Origin of the sequence: Williamsia muralis NBRC 105860 (assembly GCF_001598915.1) — a bacterium.
In the GTDB taxonomy this organism is placed as follows: Bacteria; Actinomycetota; Actinomycetes; order Mycobacteriales; family Mycobacteriaceae; genus Williamsia; species Williamsia muralis.
This window is the reverse complement of sequence record NZ_BDAP01000001.1, coordinates 570206-593498: the sequence shown is the minus strand read 5'-3', so window position 1 is coordinate 593498 and position 23293 is coordinate 570206. Positions and strand designations below refer to the sequence as shown.

General features: G+C 64.5%; 19 protein-coding genes, 1 tRNA gene and 1 other RNA gene. 10 read left to right on the top strand and 11 right to left on the bottom strand.

Features of this window, described 5'->3' with window-relative positions; genetic code table 11:
* Positions 1-3: 3 nt before the first annotated feature.
* From WIMU1_RS02915 to ffs, 3 genes are all read right to left on the bottom strand, one after another.
* Positions 4-1356, bottom strand: coding sequence for a glycosyltransferase 87 family protein (locus WIMU1_RS02915; protein ID WP_084247970.1), 1353 nt, complete (start codon positions 1354-1356; stop codon positions 4-6).
* 40 nt (positions 1357-1396) lie between these two features.
* Positions 1397-2677: an aspartate aminotransferase type Ic gene (locus WIMU1_RS02910; RefSeq protein WP_062795064.1), complete on the bottom strand. Its 1281-nt coding sequence runs from the start codon at positions 2675-2677 to the stop codon at positions 1397-1399.
* A 64-nt stretch (positions 2678-2741) separates the two neighbouring features.
* Positions 2742-2838, bottom strand: an RNA gene (gene ffs / locus WIMU1_RS02905) — signal recognition particle sRNA small type.
* Positions 2839-2931: 93 nt separating this feature from the next.
* Here ffs and WIMU1_RS02900 point away from each other — a divergent pair.
* Positions 2932-3020: transfer RNA gene (locus WIMU1_RS02900), tRNA-Ser, on the top strand.
* A 72-nt stretch (positions 3021-3092) separates the two neighbouring features.
* Here WIMU1_RS02900 and WIMU1_RS02895 read toward each other — a convergent pair.
* From WIMU1_RS02895 to WIMU1_RS02885, 3 genes are all read right to left on the bottom strand, one after another.
* Positions 3093-4817, bottom strand: coding sequence for a cation:proton antiporter (locus tag WIMU1_RS02895; RefSeq protein ID WP_062795063.1), 1725 nt, complete (start codon positions 4815-4817; stop codon positions 3093-3095).
* 151 nt (positions 4818-4968) lie between these two features.
* Entirely contained in the window at positions 4969-6012 is a 1044-nt protein-coding gene (gene ligD / locus WIMU1_RS02890; RefSeq protein ID WP_174548694.1) for a non-homologous end-joining DNA ligase, read from the bottom strand.
* Positions 6012-7052: an ATP-dependent DNA ligase gene (locus WIMU1_RS02885; protein ID WP_062795757.1), complete on the bottom strand. Its 1041-nt coding sequence runs from the start codon at positions 7050-7052 to the stop codon at positions 6012-6014. Before WIMU1_RS02885 ends, ligD begins: the two co-directional genes overlap by 1 nt.
* Before the next feature lies 1 nt (position 7053).
* On the opposite strand from WIMU1_RS02885, the gene gluQRS reads away from it, so the two are divergent.
* Together gluQRS and WIMU1_RS02875 are read left to right on the top strand one after the other, a co-directional pair.
* Positions 7054-8031 (top strand): tRNA glutamyl-Q(34) synthetase GluQRS, encoded by a 978-nt coding sequence (gluQRS, locus tag WIMU1_RS02880; RefSeq protein ID WP_084247969.1) that lies wholly within the window; start codon positions 7054-7056, stop codon positions 8029-8031.
* 323 nt (positions 8032-8354) lie between these two features.
* Positions 8355-9071, top strand: coding sequence for an RDD family protein (locus WIMU1_RS02875; protein WP_062795060.1), 717 nt, complete (start codon positions 8355-8357; stop codon positions 9069-9071).
* 1 nt (position 9072) lies between these two features.
* Here the strand turns inward: WIMU1_RS02875 and tgt are convergent, their stop codons facing one another.
* Positions 9073-10335, bottom strand: coding sequence for a tRNA guanosine(34) transglycosylase Tgt (gene tgt / locus WIMU1_RS02870; protein ID WP_062795755.1), 1263 nt, complete (start codon positions 10333-10335; stop codon positions 9073-9075).
* Positions 10336-10418: 83 nt separating this feature from the next.
* Positions 10419-11282 carry a helix-turn-helix transcriptional regulator gene (locus WIMU1_RS02865; protein ID WP_062795059.1) on the bottom strand — a complete coding sequence of 288 codons (864 nt, stop codon included), beginning with the start codon at positions 11280-11282 and terminating at the stop codon, positions 10419-10421.
* Positions 11283-11384: 102 nt separating this feature from the next.
* Here WIMU1_RS02865 and WIMU1_RS02860 point away from each other — a divergent pair, with 102 nt between their 5' ends.
* Positions 11385-12260 carry an oxidoreductase gene (locus WIMU1_RS02860; RefSeq protein ID WP_062795058.1) on the top strand — a complete coding sequence of 292 codons (876 nt, stop codon included), beginning with the start codon at positions 11385-11387 and terminating at the stop codon, positions 12258-12260.
* 79 nt (positions 12261-12339) lie between these two features.
* Here WIMU1_RS02860 and WIMU1_RS02855 read toward each other — a convergent pair whose 3' ends face one another.
* Together WIMU1_RS02855 and WIMU1_RS02850 are read right to left on the bottom strand one after the other, a co-directional pair.
* On the bottom strand, positions 12340-14685 hold the full coding sequence (locus WIMU1_RS02855; RefSeq protein ID WP_062795057.1) for an MMPL family transporter: 2346 nt from the start codon (positions 14683-14685) through the stop codon (positions 12340-12342).
* 57 nt (positions 14686-14742) lie between these two features.
* Complete coding sequence (locus WIMU1_RS02850) at positions 14743-15363, bottom strand: TetR/AcrR family transcriptional regulator (RefSeq protein WP_084247968.1); 621 nt, start codon at positions 15361-15363, stop codon at positions 14743-14745.
* Positions 15364-15522: 159 nt separating this feature from the next.
* Between WIMU1_RS02850 and WIMU1_RS25730 the strand changes: the two genes are divergently transcribed.
* From WIMU1_RS25730 to WIMU1_RS02825, 4 genes are all read left to right on the top strand, one after another.
* On the top strand, positions 15523-16038 hold the full coding sequence (locus WIMU1_RS25730) for a hypothetical protein (RefSeq protein WP_084247967.1): 516 nt from the start codon (positions 15523-15525) through the stop codon (positions 16036-16038).
* Between the two features lie 433 nt (positions 16039-16471).
* The gene (locus WIMU1_RS02835; protein ID WP_062795053.1) at positions 16472-16918 is read left to right on the top strand and encodes a DUF6764 family protein; all 447 of its coding nucleotides are present in this window, start codon (positions 16472-16474) and stop codon (positions 16916-16918) included.
* Between the two features lie 148 nt (positions 16919-17066).
* A complete protein-coding gene (locus tag WIMU1_RS02830) occupies positions 17067-18224 on the top strand; it encodes an acyl-CoA dehydrogenase family protein (protein WP_023956618.1) in 1158 nt (385 codons plus the stop codon).
* A 45-nt stretch (positions 18225-18269) separates the two neighbouring features.
* Positions 18270-19436, top strand: a complete 1167-nt coding sequence (locus WIMU1_RS02825) for a thiolase family protein (protein ID WP_062795052.1) — start codon at positions 18270-18272, stop codon at positions 19434-19436.
* A gap of 77 nt (positions 19437-19513) precedes the next feature.
* Here the strand turns inward: WIMU1_RS02825 and WIMU1_RS02820 are convergent, their stop codons facing one another.
* Entirely contained in the window at positions 19514-20341 is an 828-nt protein-coding gene (locus WIMU1_RS02820; RefSeq protein ID WP_023956622.1) for a crotonase/enoyl-CoA hydratase family protein, read from the bottom strand.
* A gap of 143 nt (positions 20342-20484) precedes the next feature.
* Here WIMU1_RS02820 and WIMU1_RS02815 point away from each other — a divergent pair, with 143 nt between their 5' ends.
* Positions 20485-22653, top strand: a complete 2169-nt coding sequence (locus tag WIMU1_RS02815) for an MMPL family transporter (protein ID WP_084248050.1) — start codon at positions 20485-20487, stop codon at positions 22651-22653.
* 27 nt (positions 22654-22680) lie between these two features.
* A complete protein-coding gene (locus WIMU1_RS02810; RefSeq protein WP_030168730.1) occupies positions 22681-23097 on the top strand; it encodes a DNA-binding transcriptional response regulator in 417 nt (138 codons plus the stop codon).
* Positions 23098-23293: the final 196 nt, after the last annotated feature.

Genomic DNA, 23293 nt, shown 5'->3' with positions numbered 1-23293 from the left:
ATGCTAACCCGCCGCGACCGGCTCCGGAGTCTCGACGCGGCGCCGCCAGGTGAGACACACGATGGCAGCCACCGCTGTCACCACGAACACCCAGTTGTAAGGGTCGTAGGTGAACCACCGCAGCTCAGGGATGCCGACCTTGTGGTACAGCCCGGTGAAGTAACCGTCCGGCAGAACCCGTTCGATCTGCAATACCGGAAACGAACGGTATGTGCGCCAGATGAATGTCGTCGCCATCAAAGCGACCACCGCCGTCGCCGCCAGCGCTTTGGCAAAAGCACCCCGCGCCTGCAGCGTCAGGTGGATTCCGATCACGAGGGCCGGGACGAACCACACCCAGTGGTGTCCCCACGACATCGGCGACACCGCGGTCCCCGTCATACCGACGAGGGTGACGGCGAGCAGCTCATGCCCGGCTCGATGAGCCAGTGAGGCCGCAGTCATCCCGAGCGCGAGCGCCGCAACGGCCAAGGTGATCCACACCAACGGGTTGGGTGCGTCGGTCTGCCACAGGTTCGCCAACGCTCCCCTGATCGATTGATTGCCGACGGTGTTGGGGGCACCGACCCGCTTGGAGTCGATGAACGTCCCGCTCCAGTACTTCCAGGAATCACGGGGCATCACCGCGAACCCGAGCGCGATGGTGCCCACGAACCCCGCACCCGCCAGCCACACCGCACGCCAGTTGCGGTTGATCAGGAGATAGAACACGAAGATCAGGGGCGTCAGCTTGATCCCGGCAGCGATCCCCACCCCGAGACCGCGGATGCGACTGTGCCTGCCCTGCAGGAGATCCCAGAGGATGAGCAGCATGAGGAACACGTTGATCTGGCCGTACCACATGGTGGTGCGGACCGGCTCCATCAGCGCGCTCACCAGGACAAGTGCGCCGGCAAAGATCCGAACCGACCAATTGATCTGGTACCGCAGGCTTTTGAAGCTCAGAGTGATACAGAGATAGAGGGCGACGAAGATGCCGGCCATCCAGACGATCCGCGCGAGTTCAAGCGACATCGCCGCGAACGGCATGAACAGGATTACCGACACCGGCGCATAGGTGTAATCCATGACGCCCACGAGTTTGGCCTCGTACAGGCGGTCACCGTCGAGTACCGCTTGCGCGCCTTCTCGATACACCGCCAGGTCGAGTTGGTTACCGAAGACTCCCCAGTACGGGGTGTCGATCGGGACGGCCAGATGTTGCAGATACACCGCGAGCAGGCCGAGCGCGAGGGACACCGCGACAACAACGGCAGGCCTCGGCAACACCGGGCCGTTTGTCACTGCTGCGCGCTCCTGCGAACGGACGTGCGGAGCGGACTCGATGCCCAACCGGGATGCGCCTTTCTCGACCATCGGCCCTTCTCGATCACCGAGCGAGGGTTCCTGCGTGATGTCAGCTGTGGTCTTCGAGCAACTTCTCGGCTGCGGCGAGCAGCACACAGGTGGCCACCCCGTCCATCGCCAACCGCAGCTCTTCCAGTCCCGGAAAGGTCGGGGCGAGACGGATGTTGCGGTCGTCGGGATCACGCTTGTACGGGAAGGTCGACCCAGCCGCGGTCAGTGAGATGCCGGCCTTCTTGGCCAGGTCGATGACCTTGGTCGCGGTGCCGTCGACAACGTCGAGGCTGATGAAGTAGCCGCCTTCGGGTTCGGTCCACGATGCGACCTTCGCCGCGCCGAGCCGGTCCTCGAGGATCTGCAGCACCAGCGCGAACTTGGGCAGCAGCACGTCGCGGTGCCTGGCCATCTGTCGGCGCACGCCGTCAGCATCACCGAAGTAGCGCAGGTGCCTGAGCTGGTTGAGCTTGTCGGGGCCGATCGTCTTGATGCTCGCGTGCCGCTGGTACCAGGCCAGGTTGTCGGCCGAACTACCGAAGAAAGCCACGCCCGCACCGGCGAAGGTGATCTTGGATGTCGAGGCGAACACGTAGGGGCGGTTCGGATTGCCCGCGGCCGCCGCCAGTCCCAGCACGTCCACCGGCTCGGGCGGCGTCTCCTGCAGGGTGTGCACCGCGTACGCGTTGTCCCAGAAGATGCGGAAGTCGGGTGCCGCGGCCGGCATCGACATCAGAGCCTTGCTCACCTCGGCGCTGTAGGTGGCACCGGTGGGGTTGGAGTACGTCGGTACGCACCACATGCCCTTGATCTGCGGATCTGCTGCCACCAATTCGGCACACACCGCAACGTCGGGGCCGTCCGGGTTCATCGGCACGGTGATCATCTCGATGCCGTAGGACTGGGTGATCGCGAAGTGCCGGTCGTAGCCCGGGGACGGGCACAAGAACTTGATCGGGCCCTGCCCCCAGGGCGCAGCCGAGTCCGGCGTGCCGTGCAGCAAACCGAAGATGACCAGATCGTGCATGTATTCGAGGCTGGCGTTGCCGCCCGCCAGCAGATTGTCGGTGGGGATCCCCAGCAGTTCACCGAAGATGGCACGAAGCTCGGGCAATCCGGTGAGACCGCCGTAGTTGCGGCAGTCGGTGCCCTTGCCGTCGCGGTAGACATCAGCTCCCGGCAACGACAGCAGATCCGCGGAGAGATCGAGTTGTTCCGGTGACGGTTTACCGCGGGTGAGGTCGAGGTTCAGGCCCGCTTCGGCGAGGCGCTGATATTGATCGCGCAGCTCGGACCTGGTGGCGGTCAGCTGGTCGGCACTCATCGAGTGGTAGTTCACGTCGGCCTTTCGCCCGGAACCACACCTGCCCCGGAACTGTCATCGCGCGCTTCGCTGGGGAACAAAGTAGGGGACCCCGCGCACCCGAGAGAGCCCGCTGACCCTTGCTGCCTTCCGGCCCTGGGGGAGTTCACAGGATGCACGCCGCGCGGGATCCGGGATCGAGTGTAGCCGCCCGGTGCGCGGTGCCGGAAACTGGTCACCTCACCAGCCCGTTTTTGGCAGGTCACCTCACGACCGGTAAGCTCCCCCACGGAGGATTCGCCTAGTGGCCTATGGCGCTCGCCTGGAACGCGGGTTGGGTTAACAGCCCTCAGGGGTTCGAATCCCCTATCCTCCGCCAACTTCCGAAAGTGGTGGCTTCGGGTGAGCATTCGCCCAGGTGAGCCTCACCCGAACCCACCATTTCGGGAAGTCAGAGGCGGCTTTCGAGCCTCGCCGACAGGCCGGCTTCCTGCAGATCGAGACGTTCGAGCATCGCGCGGACTGCTTCGTCGTCCACCTCACCGGCGTCACGACTGGCGATCAGGGCATGACGCTGGGCCGCCAGCACCTCCCGATAGAGCTTGGCGAACGTCTCCGCACGCTCGGTGTGCGCTTCGGGGTCGGGCATCTCCTCGGCATCACGCACCTGGCGCGCGACGGTCGACCGGATGAACTCGACCGTCTTCGCATCCAGGGTGGCGGGCGGTTCGGCCACGAAGTCCTCGATCACCCCATCTCCGGCGAAGTGCACGATGCTCTCCGCTTTCGACGTCTCGCGAGCTGCGTACTGCTCTTCCTCCTCGGAGTGCAGATGCAAGCGTGCGATCAGCCAGGGCAGGCTGGTGCCCTGGATCAAGATGGTGCCCACCGCGACTACAAACGCGATCGCCTGGATCGCAGCACGCTCCGGAAACGGCTCCCCCGATTCCAGGGTCGCCGGGATGCCGGACGCCGCAGCCAAGGTCACCACACCGCGCATACCCGTCCACGACACCACCAGACTCTCCTGGAAGGTCAGCGTCCGCTTGTCCATCGAGGCGGTCAGGCGTTTGACGGCAGCCGGCCGTTTCTTCTCGCGCTTCGCGGTCGGATCTCTGCCCGACTCACTGATCCGTCGCGGAACGCGAGGGCCCGCAGCGATCTGCGACGAGCTGACCGTCTTCTCGACGTGCCGTTGCAACAAGCCCCGGCCGAACATGAGGAACACGGCGAACGGGCGGATGACAAGCACCACGAGCAGGACAACAACCGAGGCCACCGCCACCCCGACGAGCGACTCACGCGCCTCTCGCAGCTCGTCGATGATGAACCTGAGCTGTAAACCTATGTAGGCGAACACAAATGCTTCCAGGAGCACATCCACCGAGTTCCACACATAGCGCTCCTGCAGACGAGTCTGGTAGCCGGCATGAACCGAACCCGACCCGACCACGAATCCGGCGATCACCACCGCGAGCACCCCAGACGCGTGGATGTGTTCGGCGGCAACAAAAGCCGCGAACGGGACGGTGAAGCCGAGAACCGTTTCCAGCGCCGGGTTCTGCAGGTGACGCCGGATCCACAGGGTGCCGAACCCGATGACGATTCCGACGACGGGCCCGAGTACCGCGCTGTAGCTGAAGAGCAGCAACGGATTCCCGATGAACGCGTGGGTGTGCGCGATCTGCGACACGGCGATCGCGAACAACGACAACGCGGCTGCGTCGTTCACCAGGGACTCGCCGGTCAGGATGGCCATCACCCGCTTCGGCAGACCCAGTTTGCGGCCGATCGCGACGGCCGTCACGGCATCGGGCGGGGCGACGATGGCCCCGAGCAACAGTGCGAGAAGGAAGGTGAACTCCGGAATGGCGACCGTGGCAACGGCTCCCACCGCGAACGCTGTGACCACAACCATCGCCACACCGAGACCGAGGATCGGTTTGATGTTGCGCAGGAAGCTCGGGAACGAGAAGTTCAGCGCCGCCGAATAGAGCAAGGGCGGCAACACCACCGTCAGCAGGATGTCGGACTCCAGCTCCACCCGGGGCAGACCGGGGATGAACGACACCAGGAGTCCGACCACCAGAATGATGAGCGCGGGCTGCATTCCGCGACGATCCGCGAAGGCCGTGACGACAACCGCGCCGAGAAGTACCAGAAGCAGCAGTTCCATGGCCGGATTCTGTCAGGTGATGTCCGAGTCTGCTCGCCGTGAACCTGCTGGATTCACCGGCCCGCGGGGTTCGCCCGCACGGATCGTCCCGTGGCGGCCCGCCGAGGGCAATACGCCCTCGGCCGGGTCTCACGGGGACCAAAGGAACGGCTCAGGACTCCGACTCGTCGTCGTGACGGGCCCTCGACGGCTGCACACGCTTGGGTTCACCCGGCATTTTCGGGTAGCTCGGCGGATAGGGCATGTCGCCCAGCCCGTCCTTCTCGTCGCGCGCCACCCATTCGAGCAGCGGCTCGAGACTCCCAGGATGATCGCCGATGTCCGCCATGGGATCTCCCCTTCGTTCCAGCAGCGCCGGGACAGTGGCGATGGTGCAGTCCAGAGGATCGACGTCGGCCAGTTCCTCCCAGGTCACCGGCGTCGACACCGTCGCCGTCGGGGTGCGCCGCGCCGAATATCCGGCGGCCATCGTGCGGTCGCGGGCGTTCTGATTGAAGTCGATGAAGAGCCGCTCTCCGCGCTCTTCCTTCCACCACGAGGTGGTGACCGACGCACTGTCGCGGCGTTCAAGCTCACGAGCCAGGGCGATCACCGCACGCCGGGTCTCGATGAAATCCCAGCGCGGCTCGATGGGCACGAACACGTGCAGACCGCGTCCGCCCGAGGTCTTGGGGAAACCGACGAGACCCAATTCGTCGAGCAGTGGCCGCAACACGTCGATGGCAACACGGCGCGCGTCGGCGAAGTCCGTGCCCGGCTGCGGATCGAGGTCGATCCGGAGCTGGTCGGGATGGTCGTTGTCCGGGGCGATCGTGGGCCACGGATGAAATGTGACAGTCCCCAGATTGGCCGCCCACACGATGACCGGCGCGCTGGTGGTCCGGATGGCGTCGGCCGTGCGGCCGGAGGGAAAGGTGATCGACGTCGACTCCACGAAGTCGGGGCGTTTGGCCGCCACACGCTTCTGGTAGATCTCTTCACCTTCGATGCCGTCGGGGAAACGCTGCAAGAAGGTCGGTCGGTCGCGCAGGGCCGTCAACATTGCACCCTGCTGCGCCACGGTGCGGTAGTACTCCACCAAATCCCTTTTCCGGCCGCCCTTCTCGCCGAGCTGAGGGAAGTAGATCTTGTCGGGGTTGGACAACCGCACCGCGGTCCCGTCGACATCGAGTTCTTCGGCCGGAGCTTTCGCCATCAGTCTTGTCCCTCCAGGACGTCGAAAAGGTCGTAGGTGAGCGGGACCTCGAGTTGTTCATAGCCACAGCTCTCGGGTTCACGGTCGGGACGCCACCGCACGAATTGCACGGTGTGCCGGAACCTGTCGCCCTCCATCTGGTCGTAGGCGACCTCGACGACGAGTTCCGGGCGGATGGGGATCCACTGCGACGACCCCTTCTCTTTCCAGCGGCTCGGTTCACCCTCGGCGACGTTGTCGGGGTCGAGCCGCATCGGTTCGAGCATCTCCTGCAACTCGATTCGCTTCGCGTCCGAGAACGCGCCGGCTCCGCCGACCATGCGGAGATCACCGTCTCTGTAGAGCCCCAGCAACATCGAACCCAGACCGGTACCACTCTTGTGGACGCGGTACCCGATCACGACGCAGTCGGCGCTGCGCTTGTGCTTGACCTTGATCATCTCCCGCTTGCCCGGCAGGTAGATCCCGTCGAGGCGCTTGCTGACGACGCCGTCGAGACCTGCGCCTTCGAACTCGGAGAACCAGTTCTGCGCAAGGTCGGCATCGGTGGTCACCCGACTCACCCGGCAACGCCCGGCGCCGGGGATCGACTCGAGGAGGACCTCGCGGCGGGTGGAGAACGGCTCCCGGGTGAGATCCCTGTCGCCGGTGGCCAGTGCGTCGAATCCGATGAACATCGCCGGGGTCTGCTCGGCGAGCATCGTGACCCGGGATTTCGCGGGATGGATCCGGATGGACAGGGCGTCCCAGCTGAGCCGGCGAACCCCACCGAGATCGGCCTGTACGCCGATCTCACCGTCGACAACCACCCTGTCCGGCAATTCCTCTCGGGCCGCCTCGATCAGTTCGGGGAAGTACCGTCCGAGGTCCTTGCCACCGCGCGACCCGATGACCACCTCATCACCATCGCGAAAGATGATGGCCCGAAACCCGTCCCATTTGGGCTCATGCGACCACACCGCGGCGCCGGTCTCATCGGGGATCTTGGCAGCGGATTTGGCCAGCATCGGTACCACCGGCGGCATCACAGGAAGGTCCATGATGTCCCATCCTTGCACTTGTACCCTCGTTCGGGTGAACGATTGCCGCCGAGACGAACCGGGCCGCCCGAGCGGTGCGGGACGGTACGCGCCGTCGCCGTCGGGTGATCTGCACATCGGCAATCTCCGTACCGCATTGCTCGCCTGGTTGTTTGCCCGTTCCACCGGCCGCCGCTTCGCGGTGCGAATGGAAGATCTCGATCGGGTGGCACCGGGGGCAGCAGACCGGCAGCTCGCCGATCTGGCGGCAATGGGGATCACCTGGGACCCTCCGGTGATGTGGCAGTCGCAACGTCGACTCTCCTACGACGTCGCCATCGACGACCTGCAGCTACGGGGACTGACGTACGAGTGCTTCTGCACTCGACGCGAGATCCTCGAAGCCCCGTCGGCCCCGCATGCGCCGGCGGGCGCCTACCCGGGGACCTGCCGCGACCTCTCCGAAGCGCAACGACAAGCCAAACGCGATACTGGCCGCCCGCCGGCCATCCGGCTTCGCGCGGAGGTTGCCGAGTTCACCGTCGTCGACACACTTCTCGGCAGTCATACCGGCATGGTCGACGACTTCGTCCTCCGCCGCGGCGATGGCACACCGGCATACAACCTGGCCGTGGTCATCGACGACGACGCCCAGGGAGTGGATCAGGTGGTTCGTGCCGACGACCTCCTCAGCTCCGCTCCCCGACAAAGTTATCTGGCTACGCTGCTTCACATTTCGCCGCCTGTCTACGCCCATGTGCCACTGGTCCTCAACACGGAGGGCGCAAGGCTCGCCAAACGCGACGGCGCTGTCACGTTGTCGGACCTGGCCCTGGGCGGCATTGACACACAGCGTGTTCTGTCACTCATCGCCGCGTCGTTGAATATGGCAGCCCCGAACGAGCCGGTGACCATCGATCAGCTGCTCGCCCGTTTCGATCCCGACGATCTGCCGCGCGATCCCTGGGTCCTCGAACCGAGCGCAATGCTGAGTTGTTGATCGGCACCAGAACGCCGCGCCATGAGAAGTCCACGGGCAGACGGCACGCCGAGCGATCATTCGAATGGAATAGCGGTCCGGCCTTGGATTCACGGTGCCGGTAACCGGCGATCGCCGCTGACGCAGGCAACCGATGGACGCCGAAAATCGACTGACCTGCTCAAACGCCAAGTGACGGTCGATGATCGCTTACTCGAATCAACGCTGGCTAGACACCCCTCAGGGGTCCAAACAACCGGCAACCCACCTTTGTCCGGTTTAGACTCGTCACGACCATCAGGTAGGTGCGAAGCGTGCCTTCGCCGCGAGAGGAAACGAACGTCATGAGCGGACCGCAGTATCCAGGCCCCGACCCCAACTACCCGGGCAACAATCCCCCGCCGAACCCGGACCTGGGTAAAGGCGGCCCGGCAGGTCCGCCTCCCGGTTCCTACCAGCAGCCAGGCACCCCGCCGCCGGCAGGTTCTTACCCGCCGCCGCAGGGCAACTATCCTCCGCCCTCGCAGGGCAGCTACCCCCCGCCGCCCCAGTTCGGCGACCAGTCCAGCTACGGACAGCCGCAGGCGGGCGCCGGATTCGGGCAGACCGCAGGCGCCGGAATTCGCTTGGGCGCCAGGATCATCGACGCCATCATCGTCGGCGTGGTCTTGGCCATCGTTTCGACTATCGTCGTGCTGGTCGTCGACATCTTCATCGTGTCGCTGATCGTCTCCCTGATCCTGAGCCTCGCCGGGTTGGCCTACTTCGTGTTCTTCGAAACCCGTTCGGGCGCAACGTTGGGCAAGCAGCTCCTGAAGCTGAAGGTTCAGGGCGTTTCGGGCGGACTGCCCACCCAGGAAGAGTCACTCAAGCGGAACTCCTGGATGCTGATCGGCTTCCTGTCGTCGCTGCTCTCGTTCGTGCCGATCTTGCCGTTCCTGTTGAGCCTCGCCTCGCTCGGAATCCTGATCGCCATCGGTGTCACCATCAACAGTGACCCGAACAACCAGGGCATCCACGACAAGTTCGCCGGTGGCACCAAGGTCGTCAAGACCGGCTAGTTCACGAGGTTTTCGCCTGCGCGTAGTACCGGCCGAGGAACTCGTCCCGGAACTCGAAGTAGGTCCCGTCTTCGATGGCCTGGCGCGCCCGCTCCACCAACGTCACGATGAAGTGTTCATTGTGGATGGTGCAGAGTGTGGCCGCCAGGCCTTCTTTGGCTTTGAACAAGTGGTGGATGTACGCCCGGGTGTATTGCGTTGTGTAGTTCTCGATCTCGGGATCCAGTGGTCCGAAGTCGTTGCGGAACCGGCTGTTCGTCACGTTGTAGCGACCATCGAGTGAATAGATGGCCCCGTTGCGCGCCACCCGCGACGGCGACACGCAGTCGAACGTGTCGACCCCGTTCTCGATCGCGGTGAAGATGTCGTCCGGTTCGCTGATCCCCAGTAGATGTCGCGCTTTGTCCTGTGGCAGTTCCTCGTTCACCCACCGGACGATGGTGCCCAGGTTCTGTTTCTCCAGTGCGCCCCCGATTCCGTAGCCACCGAAACCGCGGCCGCCGTTGTCGACGTCGCGTTCGCTCATCGCAACCAGATCACGCGCCGCCTTGCGCCGCAGGTCTTCGTACTGCGCGCCCTGCAGCACTCCCCAGAGCGACTGGGTCGGTCGATGGCTGCGTTCGGCAGTCAGCCGGTTGTGTTCGGCCAGGCACCTGATCGCCCAGAGCCGCGTCCGCTCGAGCGACGTCTCCTGGTACTCACGGGTGTTCATCAACGTGGTGAGTTCATCGAACGCAAAGATGATGTCGGCGCCCAACTGGTGTTGGATCTGCATCGACACCTCAGGGGTGAACCGATGGGGCGAACCATCCAGATGCGATTTGAACGTGACCCCGTCGTCGTCGACGCGGGCCAATCGTTCCTTGCCCTCGGCGATCACCTCGTCGTTCTGCATGCCGGTCACGTCCATCGCGATGACCTTCTTGAAGCCGGCCCCGAGCGACATCACCTGGAAGCCGCCACTGTCGGTGTAGGTGGGGCCGGGCCAATTCATGAACTTCCCGAGGCCACCCGCCTCGTCGATGATGTGCGGACCGGGCTGCAGATACAGGTGATAGGCGTTGGCCAGGACTGCCTGAGCACCGAGGTCGCGCACCGCCTCGGGAACCACGGTCTTCACCGTCGCCTTGGTCCCGACCGGCACGAATGCCGGCGTCTTGATCTGCCCGTGCGGCGTATTGATCGTCCCGGTTCGTCCGAGTGTGCCGGCCAGGCTGGTCCCGAGGGTGAAGCTGCGGTCGGGGCCTTGTTGGGGATCGTTCACCGATGCATCTTCCCAGTGCGCCGCACCACCGGGCAAAACGCCGGGGTGTGGCGGCGAGACTTCTTCGACCAGAGGCCCGGCGATCAGCCGTCCGTCACGTCCACTGCACGCGCCGACAACTCCCGCGCCGACGGCGCGGCCAGCGATGCGAGCAGAGCGAGCTTCTCTGCGCTGTCGGTTCCGGGCGCCGCGTGATAGATCACCAAGACAAGACCTTCGGAAGCATCGACGGCAAGCCGGTCTTTGTAGAGCATCAGCTCGCCGACCTGCGGGTGGTACATCGGGGTCTGAGTGCCCGCCCGAACCTGCACGTCGTGCCGAGCCCACAGTCGACGGAACTGCTCGCTCGCCAGGGAGAGCTCCCCCACTATCTGCACAACACGCGGATCATCGACGTCGGTGCCGACCGACTGTCGGAAGCCCGCGACGAGGTGGCTCATGGCCAGTTCATGATTCGGGCAGAGTGCTTGTTCGCCGGGGTCGAGGAACAACGCTTTCATGCGGTTCTGACCGACACGCAGATTAGGTGACACGGCGCGCGCAAGGTCGTTGGCGGCGAGCACGTCGAAGTGTCGACTCTCCACGAAGGCCGGCATTCCGATGGTGGCAAGTAGTTGGCGGATTCCCTCGGGCACCGTCTCGCGGCGGTGACGTCGCGTGCGTTTGCGTGTCTGGGGCGCAGCGAGTCCGATGAGATAGGACGTGGCCGTCTCGTCGAGTTGCAGTACGCGGCCGAGTGATTCGAGTACCTGCACCGACGGGTTGTGGTCGCGCCCTTGCTCCAGCCGGAGGTAGTAGTCGGAGCTGATGCCGGCGAGCATCGCCACCTCCTCGCGGCGTAACCCCGACACGCGGCGCTGCCCCATCACCGGCAGCCCGACGTCCTCTGGCCGAACGAGCTCCCGTCGGGCACGAAGGTAGTCGCCGAGTTGTCCGTTGCCGCCCATATGTCGACCGTACTCAGACTTGCGCTCGGCGTGACTGTCCCTGTCACTCCCAGGAAGACCGGGGCACTGGCACGGTCACCTCGCGTCTCGCACGGTGGGGACATGACAAACGCAACACAACTACCCGGCGGGGTCTTTCCGCTCACCGATCAGCTCGAGCTCACCCGTTTCGGCTACGGCGCAATGCAACTGGCAGGCCCCGGCGTGATGGGGCCTCCGGCCGACCGCAGCGCTGCGGTCAATGTCCTGCGCGAGGTGGTGGAGCTGGGCATCACCCACATCGACACCAGCGACGCGTACGGGCCCTACATCACCAATCAGCTCATCAGACAGGCACTTCACCCGTACCCCGACTCGCTCCGCGTCATCACGAAGGTCGGCGCGCATCGTGACGCCCAGGGCGGCTGGCCGCCGGCTCGATCGCCTCAGCAGCTGCGCGTCAGCGTCCATTCCAATCTCGAGAACCTCGGACTCGATGCGCTCGACGTGGTCAATCTGCGGGTGGGCAGTCCCACGGGCCCGGAGTCGGGATCCATCAAAGAGGCCTTCACGACCCTGGCGGAGTTGCAGCAGGACGGGCTGATCCGGCACCTCGGGCTCAGCAACGTGACACCTGACCAGGTCGCCGAGGCACGCGCGCTCGCGCCGATCGTCTGCGTCCAGAACTTCTACAACGTGGCCAACCGACACGACGATGAGCTGATCGACTCGTTGAACTCCGACGGCATCGCCTACGTACCGTTCTTTCCCCTCGGCGGTTTCAGCCCGTTGCAGTCGGCGGTGCTGAGCTCGGTGGCGACTCGGCTCGACGCGACACCGATATCGGTTGCTCTGGCGTGGCTCCTCCGGCGTTCACCGAACATCCTGCTGATCCCTGGCACCTCATCGGTCACCCACCTGCGCGACAACGCTGCCGGCGCCGGGATGCAGCTGTCCGACGCCGACTATGCCGAGCTGGGCACGATAGCTGGGCCCTAGCCGAGAGATTCTCTCCAACAAACGAACTCACCCCACCAGCTCAGCGAGCTGGTGGGGTGAGTGTGGTGCGCGACGACGCTCAGACGGACACTTGTTCGCGCCTGTCGATTTCCGCTTGCTCGGCGGCCAACGTCTTGTTGAGCTTCTCGCCCTCGATGTCGACGTTGGGCAGGATCTTGTCCAGCCACTTGGGCAGCGACCACGCCTTGTCACCCAGAAGGGCGAGCACGGCCGGGATCAGCGTCATACGGACGATGAAGGCGTCGAAGAACACCGCGATCGCCAGCGCAAATCCCATCGCCTTGATGAACACCATCTCCTGCAGCATGAAGGCGGCGAACACCGAGATCATGATGGCGGCCGCGGCTGCCACCACGCGGGCACTGTGACTGAAGCCCGACACGATCGCATCCTTGGCCGACGAACCGTGGACGTACGCCTCGCGCATCCGGGTCACCAGGAACACCTGGTAATCCATCGCGAGTCCGAACACCACGCCGATGAGCATGATCGGCAGGAAGCTGACCAGAGGCTGCGGATTGCCGATCAGCCCGAGGTCACCGTTGGTGAAGATCGCCACCGTGGCACCGAAGGTGGCGCCCACGCTGAGCAGGAAGCCCAGTGCGGCGGTCAGCGGGACCAGGATCGAGCGGAACACGATCATCAACAGGATGAACGCCAGTCCGACCACCACGATCAGGTACGGAATGAGTGCCGAGCTGAGCTGATCGGACACATCGATCTCGATCGCTGTCTGCCCGGTGACACCGTAGGTGAGGCCGGTCGACTCGGTGACACTCGATTCCAGGCCTCGCAAATCCTTCACGAGCTGCTGCGTGGCCTCTTCTCCCGACGAACTCGCGGGGAGCACCGAGATGATCGCGGTGTCGCCGGATGCGTTCACGTCACCGGGGCTGATCAACGCCGTGGCGACATCGTCGACGCCCTTGATCTGGTTGACCAGACCGTTGAACGCGTCGATCCGCTGCGTCTCGTCCGCGATGGCGCTGCCGTCGACAACAACCACAAACGGGTTGTTCTGGCCCGGACCATAGCCCTCGGCCACCAGCTCGTACGCCTTGCGCTGCGTGGTGCTGGGGTCGCCGCTGCCGTCGTTGGGCAGAGCCAACTTCAGACCGGCCATCGGAAGTGCGATCAGCGCGAGCAGGATGATCGGTGCGATCGCGAAGAGCGCGGGCCGCTTGACCACCTGGTTGATCCAACGCTGGCCGTTGTGGCGGCGCGCCGGATCGGCGGGCGTCACATCGGGTGCGTTGAGGGCCTTGATCCGGCCTGCGAACACCTTGCCGCCGAAGAGCCCGAGGATCGCAGGCAGCAACGTGAGAGCGACGAGGACCGCTACCAGCACCGTGCCGGCCGCGGCCAGGCCCATCGCCGTGAGGAACGGGATGTTGACGATGAAAAGGGCTGCGAGCGCGATGAACACGGTTGCACCGGCGAAGACAACGGCCGAACCCGCTGTGCCGACGGCCTTTCCGGCTGCTTCGGCACGAGACTTGGAGGTGTGCACCTCATGCCGGTACCGGGACAGGATGAACAGCGCGTAGTCGATGCCGACCGCGAGACCGATCATCGTCGCGAGGATCGGGGTCTCCGAGCTGAGATCGAAGAAGAACGTGGCTGCCGTGACTCCCATCATGCCGATCACCACACCGACGATCGCGGTGATGAGCGGCATGCCCCAGGCGACCAGCGACGCGAAGGTGAGGATCATGACGATCGCACCGACGCCCATACCGATGAGCTCAGAGGTGAGACCGATCGCGGGTTGCGGCAGGGCCGTACCCGACATCTCGACCGTGAGACCCCCCTTGCGCGCTTGATCGGCGACGTCTTCCATCTGCTCGTGAGCCTTTGCGCTCACATCCGCGCTGGCCTCGACGTCGAAGGACGCACCGAGCTGGGCCATGTTCTGGTCTTTGTTGATCGGCGACCCGGCCTGGGCGTCGGCCGCCGCTTCCACGGGCGACTTCCCGAACTGCTGGGTCTGGAACTCGGTGACCGCGTTCCAGCCGGGCCCGGGACTGTCAGGTGTTCCGTAGGTCTCGAATGGATTGGCGATCGAATCAGGCTGCTTGACCTTGTCGAACTGCTTCATCTGCTCGACCATGCGGTTGATGGTGGCCTGATTCTGCGGAGTGTTCAGGTTCGAACCATCCGGGGCCTTCACCACGTACTTGACCGACGTGTCCTCGGAGAACTTCGGCTTTTCCGGGAAGGCCTCGACCATCTGATTCTGAGCTTTTTCCGACGGAATGCCCGGAATCGAGAAGCTCTCGGAATTTGGCTTCGACAACGTTGCGGCCGCCACACCCATCGCGACCAGCACGAGTAGCCAGATCGCGATCATCTTGAACTTGTTCAAATAGGCCCATTTGCCTATTCGATAGAGATAAGTGGCCATGGTGCTGGTCCTTCCAGTGGGTCTTCGGGAGGTTTGGGTGCGCCGGTAGGCGTCAGGTCAGGGATTTGGTGTCGACATCGGGCGGGACAAGCCGCACTTCGTGAGACGGAATGCTTCGCCGAGGAATTCACGGAGGTCGGTGTGCGGGGCGAGCCCTTCGCTCCACATCTCCAACCCCACTCGCAGGGTCACCAGCTCGTTGCCGAAGACCAGGCGTTCGTACAGGCCCAAGTCGGTGGATTCACCGCGGCATCCGACGACCGACTCGAACCGGGCCTTCTGTTCCGCGGCCAGTCCGTCACTGTGTTTGTGGTCGGCCAGTGTCGGCTCGGTCTCGAGCAGACGGATCAGGGTCAGGAACTGCCCCGGATCGGCTTCGGTGTCGCAGGCGATCTCGGTCAAGGCGTACTCGACCGAGTCCCACAGCACCTCTCCCCCGGGTCGCGACTCGATCAGATCGGCCAGGCGGTCGAGCATGACGCCGACGAAATAGATCAGCGCATCCTCTTTGCTCGGGAAGTAGTTGTGGAAAGTCCTTGCGGATACTCCGACCTCGGCGGCAACGGTCTCCACGGACACCGACTCGAGGCCGGCGTCCGATGCATGACGGAGCACCGCAGTCGCCAGAGCCAGCCGCGTGGCTGCCTTCTTGGATTCGCGTAAGCCCATTTCTTGCATGACTTCCACCGTACGGAAGTTGCAGAGTTCTGCAACTTTTCTGTCGGGTGCAAAAATATAGAACACGTCACACAGGACCGCTGGAGTGGCGGGCATCACCCGGCGCGGTGGACGCGTCGCCGTCATGTAGGCCGGGATGCGGTTCGCTACGGTTGCCCCATGCGTACCGCTCTTCTCCGACTTGCCGGACCATTGGTGATCGCCACGGGCGCGGTCGTCACGCTTTCCGCCTGCGGCGGGGACGACTCGACCGCGCCTGGCAATTCGTCGACCGCGCAGAGTTCGGGCAACGCCGCGATCGGTTCGAGTTCTCCGGCCGAGCCCGGCACCACCTCGTCGCGCACGCCGTCGACCGAGAACTCGAACGCACCCGCCGTACCCGGCCCATCATTGCCGCCGGCCACCTCGATTCCCGACTCGAAGCGACTTCCCGCCATCGAGGGCGTCCGGTGCGAGACGGTCAACGGTCCCGACGGCGCGCTACAAGTCGTCATCTTCGCCGGCAGCGGCGTCGACTGCGCCGCAGTGATGCCGGTCGCCAGGGAGTACGGCCCGAAGATCGCGACAGGAACTCCGCAGCAGGTCAGCGGCTGGGATTGCGGCCCGTCACAAACCCGCGGGGTGCTCTCTCGATGCACCCGTGGATCGGACGCCTTCGGTTTTGCCATCGAGTGATCTAGCTGGTCTGTCGCAGGTGGGGTCGCGTGGCTGACGGGCTGACGTTGGCGAGGATTGCGAGCCGCTCGGCTAACCGGCACACGCTCGCCCTGCAGACCGAGCGTCGGCCAGAATCGCGAGCTGGCCGTCAGCGGCGCTCACCCAACCGGCAAAAGCTCGCCCCGCAGACCAAGCATCGGCGAAACTCGCGAGCAGGCCGTCAGCGGCGCTCGGCTAACCGGCAAACGCTCGCCCCGCAGACCGAGCAACGACGAGAATCGCCGCTAGGTAAACCGCACCACGTACTCCCCACACCGAACCTCGGCGAGAATCCCAACGCCCGAAACCACCTATTTCGACTTTTTTCATACCCAGGCAATCCACCGTTGTTTCGGCTCCGAACACGTGTGGTAGTCGTCACAAAATGCCGCATCGAAAAAGGAGCTCGAGAATGATTCGTTTCACTCGCAAGTCCGTCGTCGCCGCCGCAGCAGCAGGCGCGGGTGCCGCCGCACTCACCTTCGCCGCCGCACCTACCGCCACCGCCGCTCCTGAGATCTGCCCGAGCCTGCCCGGCCAGACCAGTGCAGGTGCGAACTGCTACTCGTCCTCGGGTCCGACCGGCCTCACACTCGCCATCACCGCAGATGGCGGCGTCGCCGTGTCCACCGGCAACAACTTTTCAGGCCCCGCTGCCATCGCGCTGGGACCAGGGGCGGTTGTTGAGATGCAGGGCGTGAATCCGGGGTTGTCCATCGGTATCGCGGGGCCGGGAGCGACCGTGGTGGTCGACGGCCAGAACCGGGTGCAGTGCACTGACGGGATCAGCTTCGCCGGGGACTTCCAGACCTGGAGCGGCTGCTTCAACAACGGCACCACCCAGATCCCACTCGGCTGACCGGTTGGGGCCCGAGACTCATCCATGTGAGTTTCGGGCCCCGATTCCGGCGATAGCGCTCACCCTCCATCACCTGGTGTTCTAGTTTGCTAAGTGAACCTTGCGTCGCGGACCGACCGCGATCGGTGCACTTGAAGATGGAGGAGCAATGCTCCGCACGGTGTTCGACGAAGAACATGAAGCTTTCCGAAAGGTGGTGCGCGACTTCATCGCACGCGAAGTCGCACCGGTGCACCACGAATGGGAGGAGCAGGGCCATCCGCCCCGCGACTTCTATCGCCGTCTCGGCGAGATGGGCATCCTCGGGATCGAGGCGCCCGAAGAGTTCGGCGGAGGTGGAGCGGACACCTTCAAGTTCAGTGCCGTGGTCACCGAAGAGGCGGCACGCGCAGGTGTCACGTTCGGCACCTACTCGGTTCACTCGAACCTCATCCTGCCGTACCTGGTGAAGTACGCAACCGACGAACAGAAGAAGCGCTGGCTTCCCGGATTCATCTCCGGCGACATCATGACGTCGATCGCGATGACCGAACCCGGGACCGGCTCGGATCTGGCCAACATCGCAACCACCGCAAAGCTGTCCGATGACGGCAGTCACTATCTCCTCAACGGCGCCAAGACCTTCATCACCGGCGGCGCCCTTGCCGATCTTGTCCTGGTGGTCTGCCGAACCGCGGCGAGCACCCCCGAGAACCGGCGCGGCGGTCTGAGCATCTTGTGTGTCGACACCACATCGCAGGGATATTCGGTGGGACGCAAGCTGCAGAAGATCGGGCTCAAAGCCTCTGACACTGCTGAACTCTCGTTCGACAACGTCCGCGTCCCGGTAGAAGACCGACTCGGCGAGGAGGGCGAGGGCTTCAACTACCTCACCCACAACCTCGCGCAGGAACGCCTGACGATCGCGTTGCAGTCGTCGGCCGCCGCCCAGGCCGCGTTGCGGCATGCGCTGGACTACGTCAAAGACCGCAACATCTTCGGGAAGCCGCTGGCGGCTTTCCAGAACACCAAGTTCGTACTCGCCGAGTGCGCCACCGACGTCGAAGCCATCGTGTTGATGGCCGACCGTGCGCTCGAACTCCACGATTCGGGTGACCTCACCGTGGCCGATGCGGCCAAGGTCAAGCTGTTCTGCACCGAAGGCGCGGGGCGGGTGATCGACAAGTGCCTGCAACTGCACGGCGGATACGGGTACGTCACCGAATACCCCATCGCCCGTCTCTATGCGGACACGCGTGTGTCCCGAATCTACGGTGGCACAAGCGAAGTCATGAAGACAATCATCGCCAAATCCCTGGGCATCTGAAAGCCCGTCCCATCTCAGTGATCCGAAACAGCAGGAGAACAAACAATGCGTGATGCAGTGATCGTCGATGCCGTTCGAAGTCCAGTCGGCAAACGTGGTGGCGGCCTGTCCGGTATCCACCCGGTCGATCTGTCCGCCCAGGTGTTGCAGGCGCTCGCCGCCCGTAACGGTCTCGATCCCGAACGGGTGGACGACGTGATCTGGGGATGCGTTTCCCAGGTCGGTGAACAGGCCGGCTGCATCGGCCGGTATTCGGTGCTGGCTGCCGGCTGGCCCGAGTCGGTGCCCGGGCTCACCGTGGACCGCCAGTGCGGATCTTCGCAGCAGGCAGTACATCTGGCTGCGGCCGGAGTTGTCGCGGGCCACTACGACGTGGCTGTTGCCGGCGGTGTGGAGTCGATGTCGCGTGTGGTGATGGGTGCGGCCCGTGCCAGTGGCGAACACGGCGAACCCTTCGGGCCGATGGTGCGCAAGCGATACGACAACTTCGTGTTCAACCAGGGTATCGGCGCGGAGATGATCGCCGAGGAATTCGGTTTGAGCAGAACAGATCTGGACCAGCACGCCCTCGACTCCCACGAGAAGGCGGGCAATGCCATCGATGAAGGACGTTTCGTCGACCAGATCGCACCCATCACCGTCACGGCCGAAGACGGCACCACAACAGTGGTCACCACCGACGAGGGGGTTCGCCGAGGCGGCACACTCGAGAAGCTGGCGGGACTCAAGACACCGTTCAAGGAAGACGGGGTGATCTCCGCGGGCAACGCCTCTCAGATCTCCGACGGCGCTGCCGCGCTTCTGGTCACCACCAGTGAACTTGCGTCGGTGTACGGATGGACCCCCATCGCCCGCGTGCATTCGGTGGCGGTGGTGGGCGCCGACCCGATCACGATGCTGAAAGGCCCGATCCCGGCCACCGCGAAGGTGTTGCAGCGCTCCGGGATGTCCCTCGACCAGATCGGCACCTTCGAGATCAACGAGGCGTTCGCGTCGGTGTCCCTCGGCTGGCAGAAGAGCACGGGCGCCGACTACAAGCTACTCAATCCGGACGGCGGCGCCATGGCGCTCGGCCACCCGCTGGGCGGGTCCGGTGCGCGACTGATGACCACGATGATCCACCGGATGCGGGCGCAGGGCATCCAGTACGGACTGCAGTCGATGTGCGAGGGCGGCGGCATGGCCAACGCGACCATCCTCGAATTACTCTGACCCGATCGAGCCGTTCAGGCGGCTGCCACCGGACCGGTGGCAGCCGCTCTGTGCGTCAACGGGTTTGAGTTGGTCCGTCAGTCTCCCGTGAACTGCCCGGGCCTACGTTCGACAAAGGCGGACAGCGCTTCGCGGTGATCAGCCGTGCCGTGCGAGATCGCCTGCATGGCGGCCGACAACTCCAGGATGCCGCCGAGGTGTTGCGTATCCGCTTCGCGTAACAGCTTCTTCGTGAGACGCAACGCATTCGGCGGATTCGAGGCCACGCGGGCGGCCAACTGTTTGGCGGTGTCCATGAGGGCGTCGGCGGCCACCACCCGCGACACGAGTCCCCACTCCAGCGCGGTCGCCGCATCCACGCGGTCGCCGGTGAAGGCCATCTCCGCGGCGCGTGCCGCACCCACCGCACGCGGCAGCAGCCATGCTCCACCATCGCCTGGTATCAGGCCCAGCTTCACGAAGCTCTCCGCGAAAAAGGCTTTCTCCGAAGCGATTCGCATGTCTGCCATCAAGGCCAGATCACATCCGGCGCCCACTGCAGGTCCGTTCACCGCTGCGATGATCGGCACCTCGCAACCGTAAATTGCCCGCGTCAGTCGCTGTATCCCGCTGGTGTAGCCGTGCTGGATGTCGGCCTGATTGCCGCCGAACATGCCGACCCGGTCCACCATGTCCTTGACATTGCCGCCGGCCGAGAACGCCGACCCCGCTCCGGTGAGGATCACCACCCGTACGTTCCGGTCCGCGTTGGCGGCCGCGGCAAGGTCGACCATCCGGGACACGACCTCGTCGCCTGAGATGGGGTTGCGGGCTTCGGGCATGTTGAGCGTCCAGGTGGTGATGCTGTCCTCGGTATGGGCGACGACGACTTCATGTGACCCGGTCACATCGTTGGGGTTGGTCATGCAATGGATTCTCCCCCTTCGCCCGCCGTCAGACGATATGCTTTTCCCGCTTCGACCCGGGCAACATCTTGCGACGGCACCCGCGCAAGATCGCGAGACGCGGAGCGAGCATGTACGTGCCCGACCTTCGGACGGAAGTGCCCATGTTCGCTGTCATCGCCCGCACAGTTGTCGCTCATCCGTGGCGGTTCATCGCCGGTTGGGTGGTCATCGCCGTGTTGATCATCCTGTTCTCGCCCAACCTCGAGGACCGCACGAGCAACAATCAGCAAGACTTCCTGCCATCGTCGTTCGAATCGGTCCACGCTCAGGAGTTGGGTAACGAGTACTTTCCGGCCACGGCCGGGGCCAGCGGCAGCCTGGTGGTATCTCGTCCGGACGGTGCCCCACTCACGCCGGATGATCAACAGACCGCGCTGGGTTTGGCAACAACGTTGCAGGACGCCAAGATTCCCGGCGTCACGAGCGTCGTCGGCAGTCCCCAATCGTTCTCGCCGGACGGCAAGGTGGCCGCGCTCCAGGTGACCTTCGCCGGGCAGCCCGGTGACGAGACGGTCAACGATGCGGTGGCCGATGTGCGCGACGATGCCACCAAGGACCTCGAAGGCACCGGGCTCGCAGCGGGTCTCACCGGCAACGCCGCGATATCTGTCGACAGCAACGCCGCCTACGCTGATGCCGAGCAGGTCATCACCATTGCGACGGTGGTCATCATCCTGCTCACACTCGGGCTGGTGTTCCGCAGTCCCATCATCGCGATCCTGCCCATAGTCGTGATCGGAGTGGTCTTCATCGCTGTTCGTGGTGTGACAGCCATGGCGGCAGGCCTATTCGACTTCGAGGTGAGCACCACCCTCGACGCGATTCTGGTGGTCGTACTCTTCGGCGTCGGCACCGACTACATCGTCTTCCTGCTCTTCCGCTACCGGGAGGAGTTGCGGCAGGGCGACTCTCACAATCCGGCGATCATTCTCTCGACGCGAGTTGTCGGCCGGGTGGTCGCGTCGTCGGCACTGACGGTGATCGGGGCATTCTCCGCGCTGTTCCTCGCCAAGCTGGGCTCACTCAGTTCGCTGGCACCAGGCCTGATCATCGCCGTGGCAGTCATGCTGATGACCGCCCTGACGCTCATCCCCGCCATTTTCACCGTCCTGCATCGCCATCTCTTCTGGCCCCTCGGACCGGGCCACGACCCCAGACGCTCGCCATTCGCCGGGATCGGCCGATTCGTGGGCGGCCGGCCGATCATCGTGGTCGGCACGGTGGTGGCGGGCCTGATCGTGCTGGCGGTCTTCAGCACCGGGTACAAGGCCACCTACGACACCCTGGCCGAGATGCCCTCGGACACACCGTCTCAGCAAGCGTTCGACACGCTCGCCGACTCACTGCCCCCAGGGGCGCTGAGCCCCACCCAGGTGTACGTCAAGACACCTGGCCCGGTCCCACAGGACCAGTTGGCCACGCTCGAGGCAAACCTCGCGAAGGTCCCCGGCGTGGCGTCGGTGCAGCCACCCAGGATCAGTCAGGACGGCACGGCCGCCCTGATCAACGTCATCTTGACCCAGAGTCCGTACACAACCGACGCTCTCGACACGGTGGAAGGCCCTGTGCGGCAGACAGCACACGATTCGATCCCCGGGGCCGAGGTCTACGTCGGCGGACAGACGTCGACCTTGGTCGACGTGCGCAAACAGCTCGGTTCCGACACCGGTCTGGTGTTCCCGGTGGCCGTGGTGATCGTCGGTGTGATCCTCGGACTGCTCCTGATGTCGGTTCTCGCACCGATCAACCTGCTCATCTGTGTGGGGCTCACTTTCGCCGCCACACTCGGCGCTCTTGTCATCGTCTTCCTGCACGCCGCCGGCCTCGCAGGTATCGACTTCTCGACGCCGATCGTCCTCTATCTGTTCGTGGTCGCAATCGGCACCGACTACAACATCCTGCTCGCCGAGCGCTTACGAGAGGAGTTCCGCGACGGCCATTCACCTCCGGACGCTGCGCGGATAGCGATCGCCAACGACGGTCCGACAGTCGCCGCGGCGGGCACCATCTTGGCGCTGACCTTCGCCTCGCTCACACTCACCGGACTCGACAACCTGAAGGAGCTCGGCGCGGGAGTCGCGATCGGTGTCCTGCTCGCATCGCTTGTGATGGCACCCACGCTGGTGCCTGCTCTCTCGGTGTTGCAGCGCAAGGCGTTCTGGTGGCCGGCGAACGACGTGCCAGGCGGGCCGAAGCAGTCACCACCCTCGGGGCCCGATGGCGACTCGACTGCCAGCGGCCCCGCAGATTCATCAACTGCCCGTTTCTGACGGTGCCCGGCGCGTAGCATCGGCCTGGTGACAGAGGCACCGTCGCGTTCCAATCGTCTTGATGTGCTGCGGGTTCTGGTCTACAGCAGCGACGCTGCCACCCGCCGGCAGGTCATCGAGGCACTGGGCGACCACCCCCCTTCCGGACTCGCCCCGTTCACCTATGTCGAGGTGGCAACTCAGCCCGCCGTTCAAGCCAGGATGGACGAGGGCGGCATCGATCTGGTCATCCTCGATGGTGAGGCGTCTCCCGCGGGTGGCATGGGTATCGCCAAACAACTCAAAGACGAGGTGGACCGCTGCCCTCCCGTGGTCGTTCTCACCGGCCGTGCCGAGGACAGTTGGCTTGCCAACTGGTCGCAGGCCGAAGCGGTTGTCCCCCGGCCTCTTGATCCGTTCACCCTCACCCAGGCCGTTGTGGAAGTCCTGCGTCCCTCACGCTGACTCCCCTCCGACCCGCACATTTATGCGCGATCGAGATAACTGGGATGACAAATCGGCAACCCGTGTCACCGCGAGAACCCTGCCGAGCACCGAGGTCTCACGAGTAGCGTGTGTCTCAGATCACACACAGCCCATGTGCGGTCGCACCCTCGGACAGCGTGCTCATCCGCCCGGTCGATGACCGCCGCTCCACCGC

What these genes read in the sequence shown, in the direction of transcription:
- WIMU1_RS25730 (WP_084247967.1), top strand. Translation starts at nt 15,523, where the DNA reads ATGCGTACCGCTCTTCTCCGACTTGCCGGACCATTGGTGATCGCCACG.
- WIMU1_RS02865 (WP_062795059.1), bottom strand. Translation starts at nt 11,282, where the DNA reads ATGGGCGGCAACGGACAACTCGGCGACTACCTTCGTGCCCGACGGGAG.
- WIMU1_RS02815 (WP_084248050.1), top strand. Translation starts at nt 20,485, where the DNA reads ATGTTCGCTGTCATCGCCCGCACAGTTGTCGCTCATCCGTGGCGGTTC.
- WIMU1_RS02885 (WP_062795757.1), bottom strand. Translation starts at nt 7,052, where the DNA reads ATGGACCTTCCTGTGATGCCGCCGGTGGTACCGATGCTGGCCAAATCC.
- WIMU1_RS02915 (WP_084247970.1), bottom strand. Translation starts at nt 1,356, where the DNA reads ATGGTCGAGAAAGGCGCATCCCGGTTGGGCATCGAGTCCGCTCCGCAC.
- WIMU1_RS02895 (WP_062795063.1), bottom strand. Translation starts at nt 4,817, where the DNA reads ATGGAACTGCTGCTTCTGGTACTTCTCGGCGCGGTTGTCGTCACGGCC.
- WIMU1_RS02830 (WP_023956618.1), top strand. Translation starts at nt 17,067, where the DNA reads ATGCTCCGCACGGTGTTCGACGAAGAACATGAAGCTTTCCGAAAGGTG.
- ligD (WP_174548694.1), bottom strand. Translation starts at nt 6,012, where the DNA reads ATGGCGAAAGCTCCGGCCGAAGAACTCGATGTCGACGGGACCGCGGTG.
- WIMU1_RS02855 (WP_062795057.1), bottom strand. Translation starts at nt 14,685, where the DNA reads ATGGCCACTTATCTCTATCGAATAGGCAAATGGGCCTATTTGAACAAG.
- WIMU1_RS02835 (WP_062795053.1), top strand. Translation starts at nt 16,472, where the DNA reads ATGATTCGTTTCACTCGCAAGTCCGTCGTCGCCGCCGCAGCAGCAGGC.
- gluQRS (WP_084247969.1), top strand. Translation starts at nt 7,054, where the DNA reads ATGTCCCATCCTTGCACTTGTACCCTCGTTCGGGTGAACGATTGCCGC.
- WIMU1_RS02860 (WP_062795058.1), top strand. Translation starts at nt 11,385, where the DNA reads ATGACAAACGCAACACAACTACCCGGCGGGGTCTTTCCGCTCACCGAT.
- WIMU1_RS02825 (WP_062795052.1), top strand. Translation starts at nt 18,270, where the DNA reads ATGCGTGATGCAGTGATCGTCGATGCCGTTCGAAGTCCAGTCGGCAAA.
- WIMU1_RS02850 (WP_084247968.1), bottom strand. Translation starts at nt 15,363, where the DNA reads ATGCAAGAAATGGGCTTACGCGAATCCAAGAAGGCAGCCACGCGGCTG.
- WIMU1_RS02875 (WP_062795060.1), top strand. Translation starts at nt 8,355, where the DNA reads ATGAGCGGACCGCAGTATCCAGGCCCCGACCCCAACTACCCGGGCAAC.
- WIMU1_RS02820 (WP_023956622.1), bottom strand. Translation starts at nt 20,341, where the DNA reads ATGACCAACCCCAACGATGTGACCGGGTCACATGAAGTCGTCGTCGCC.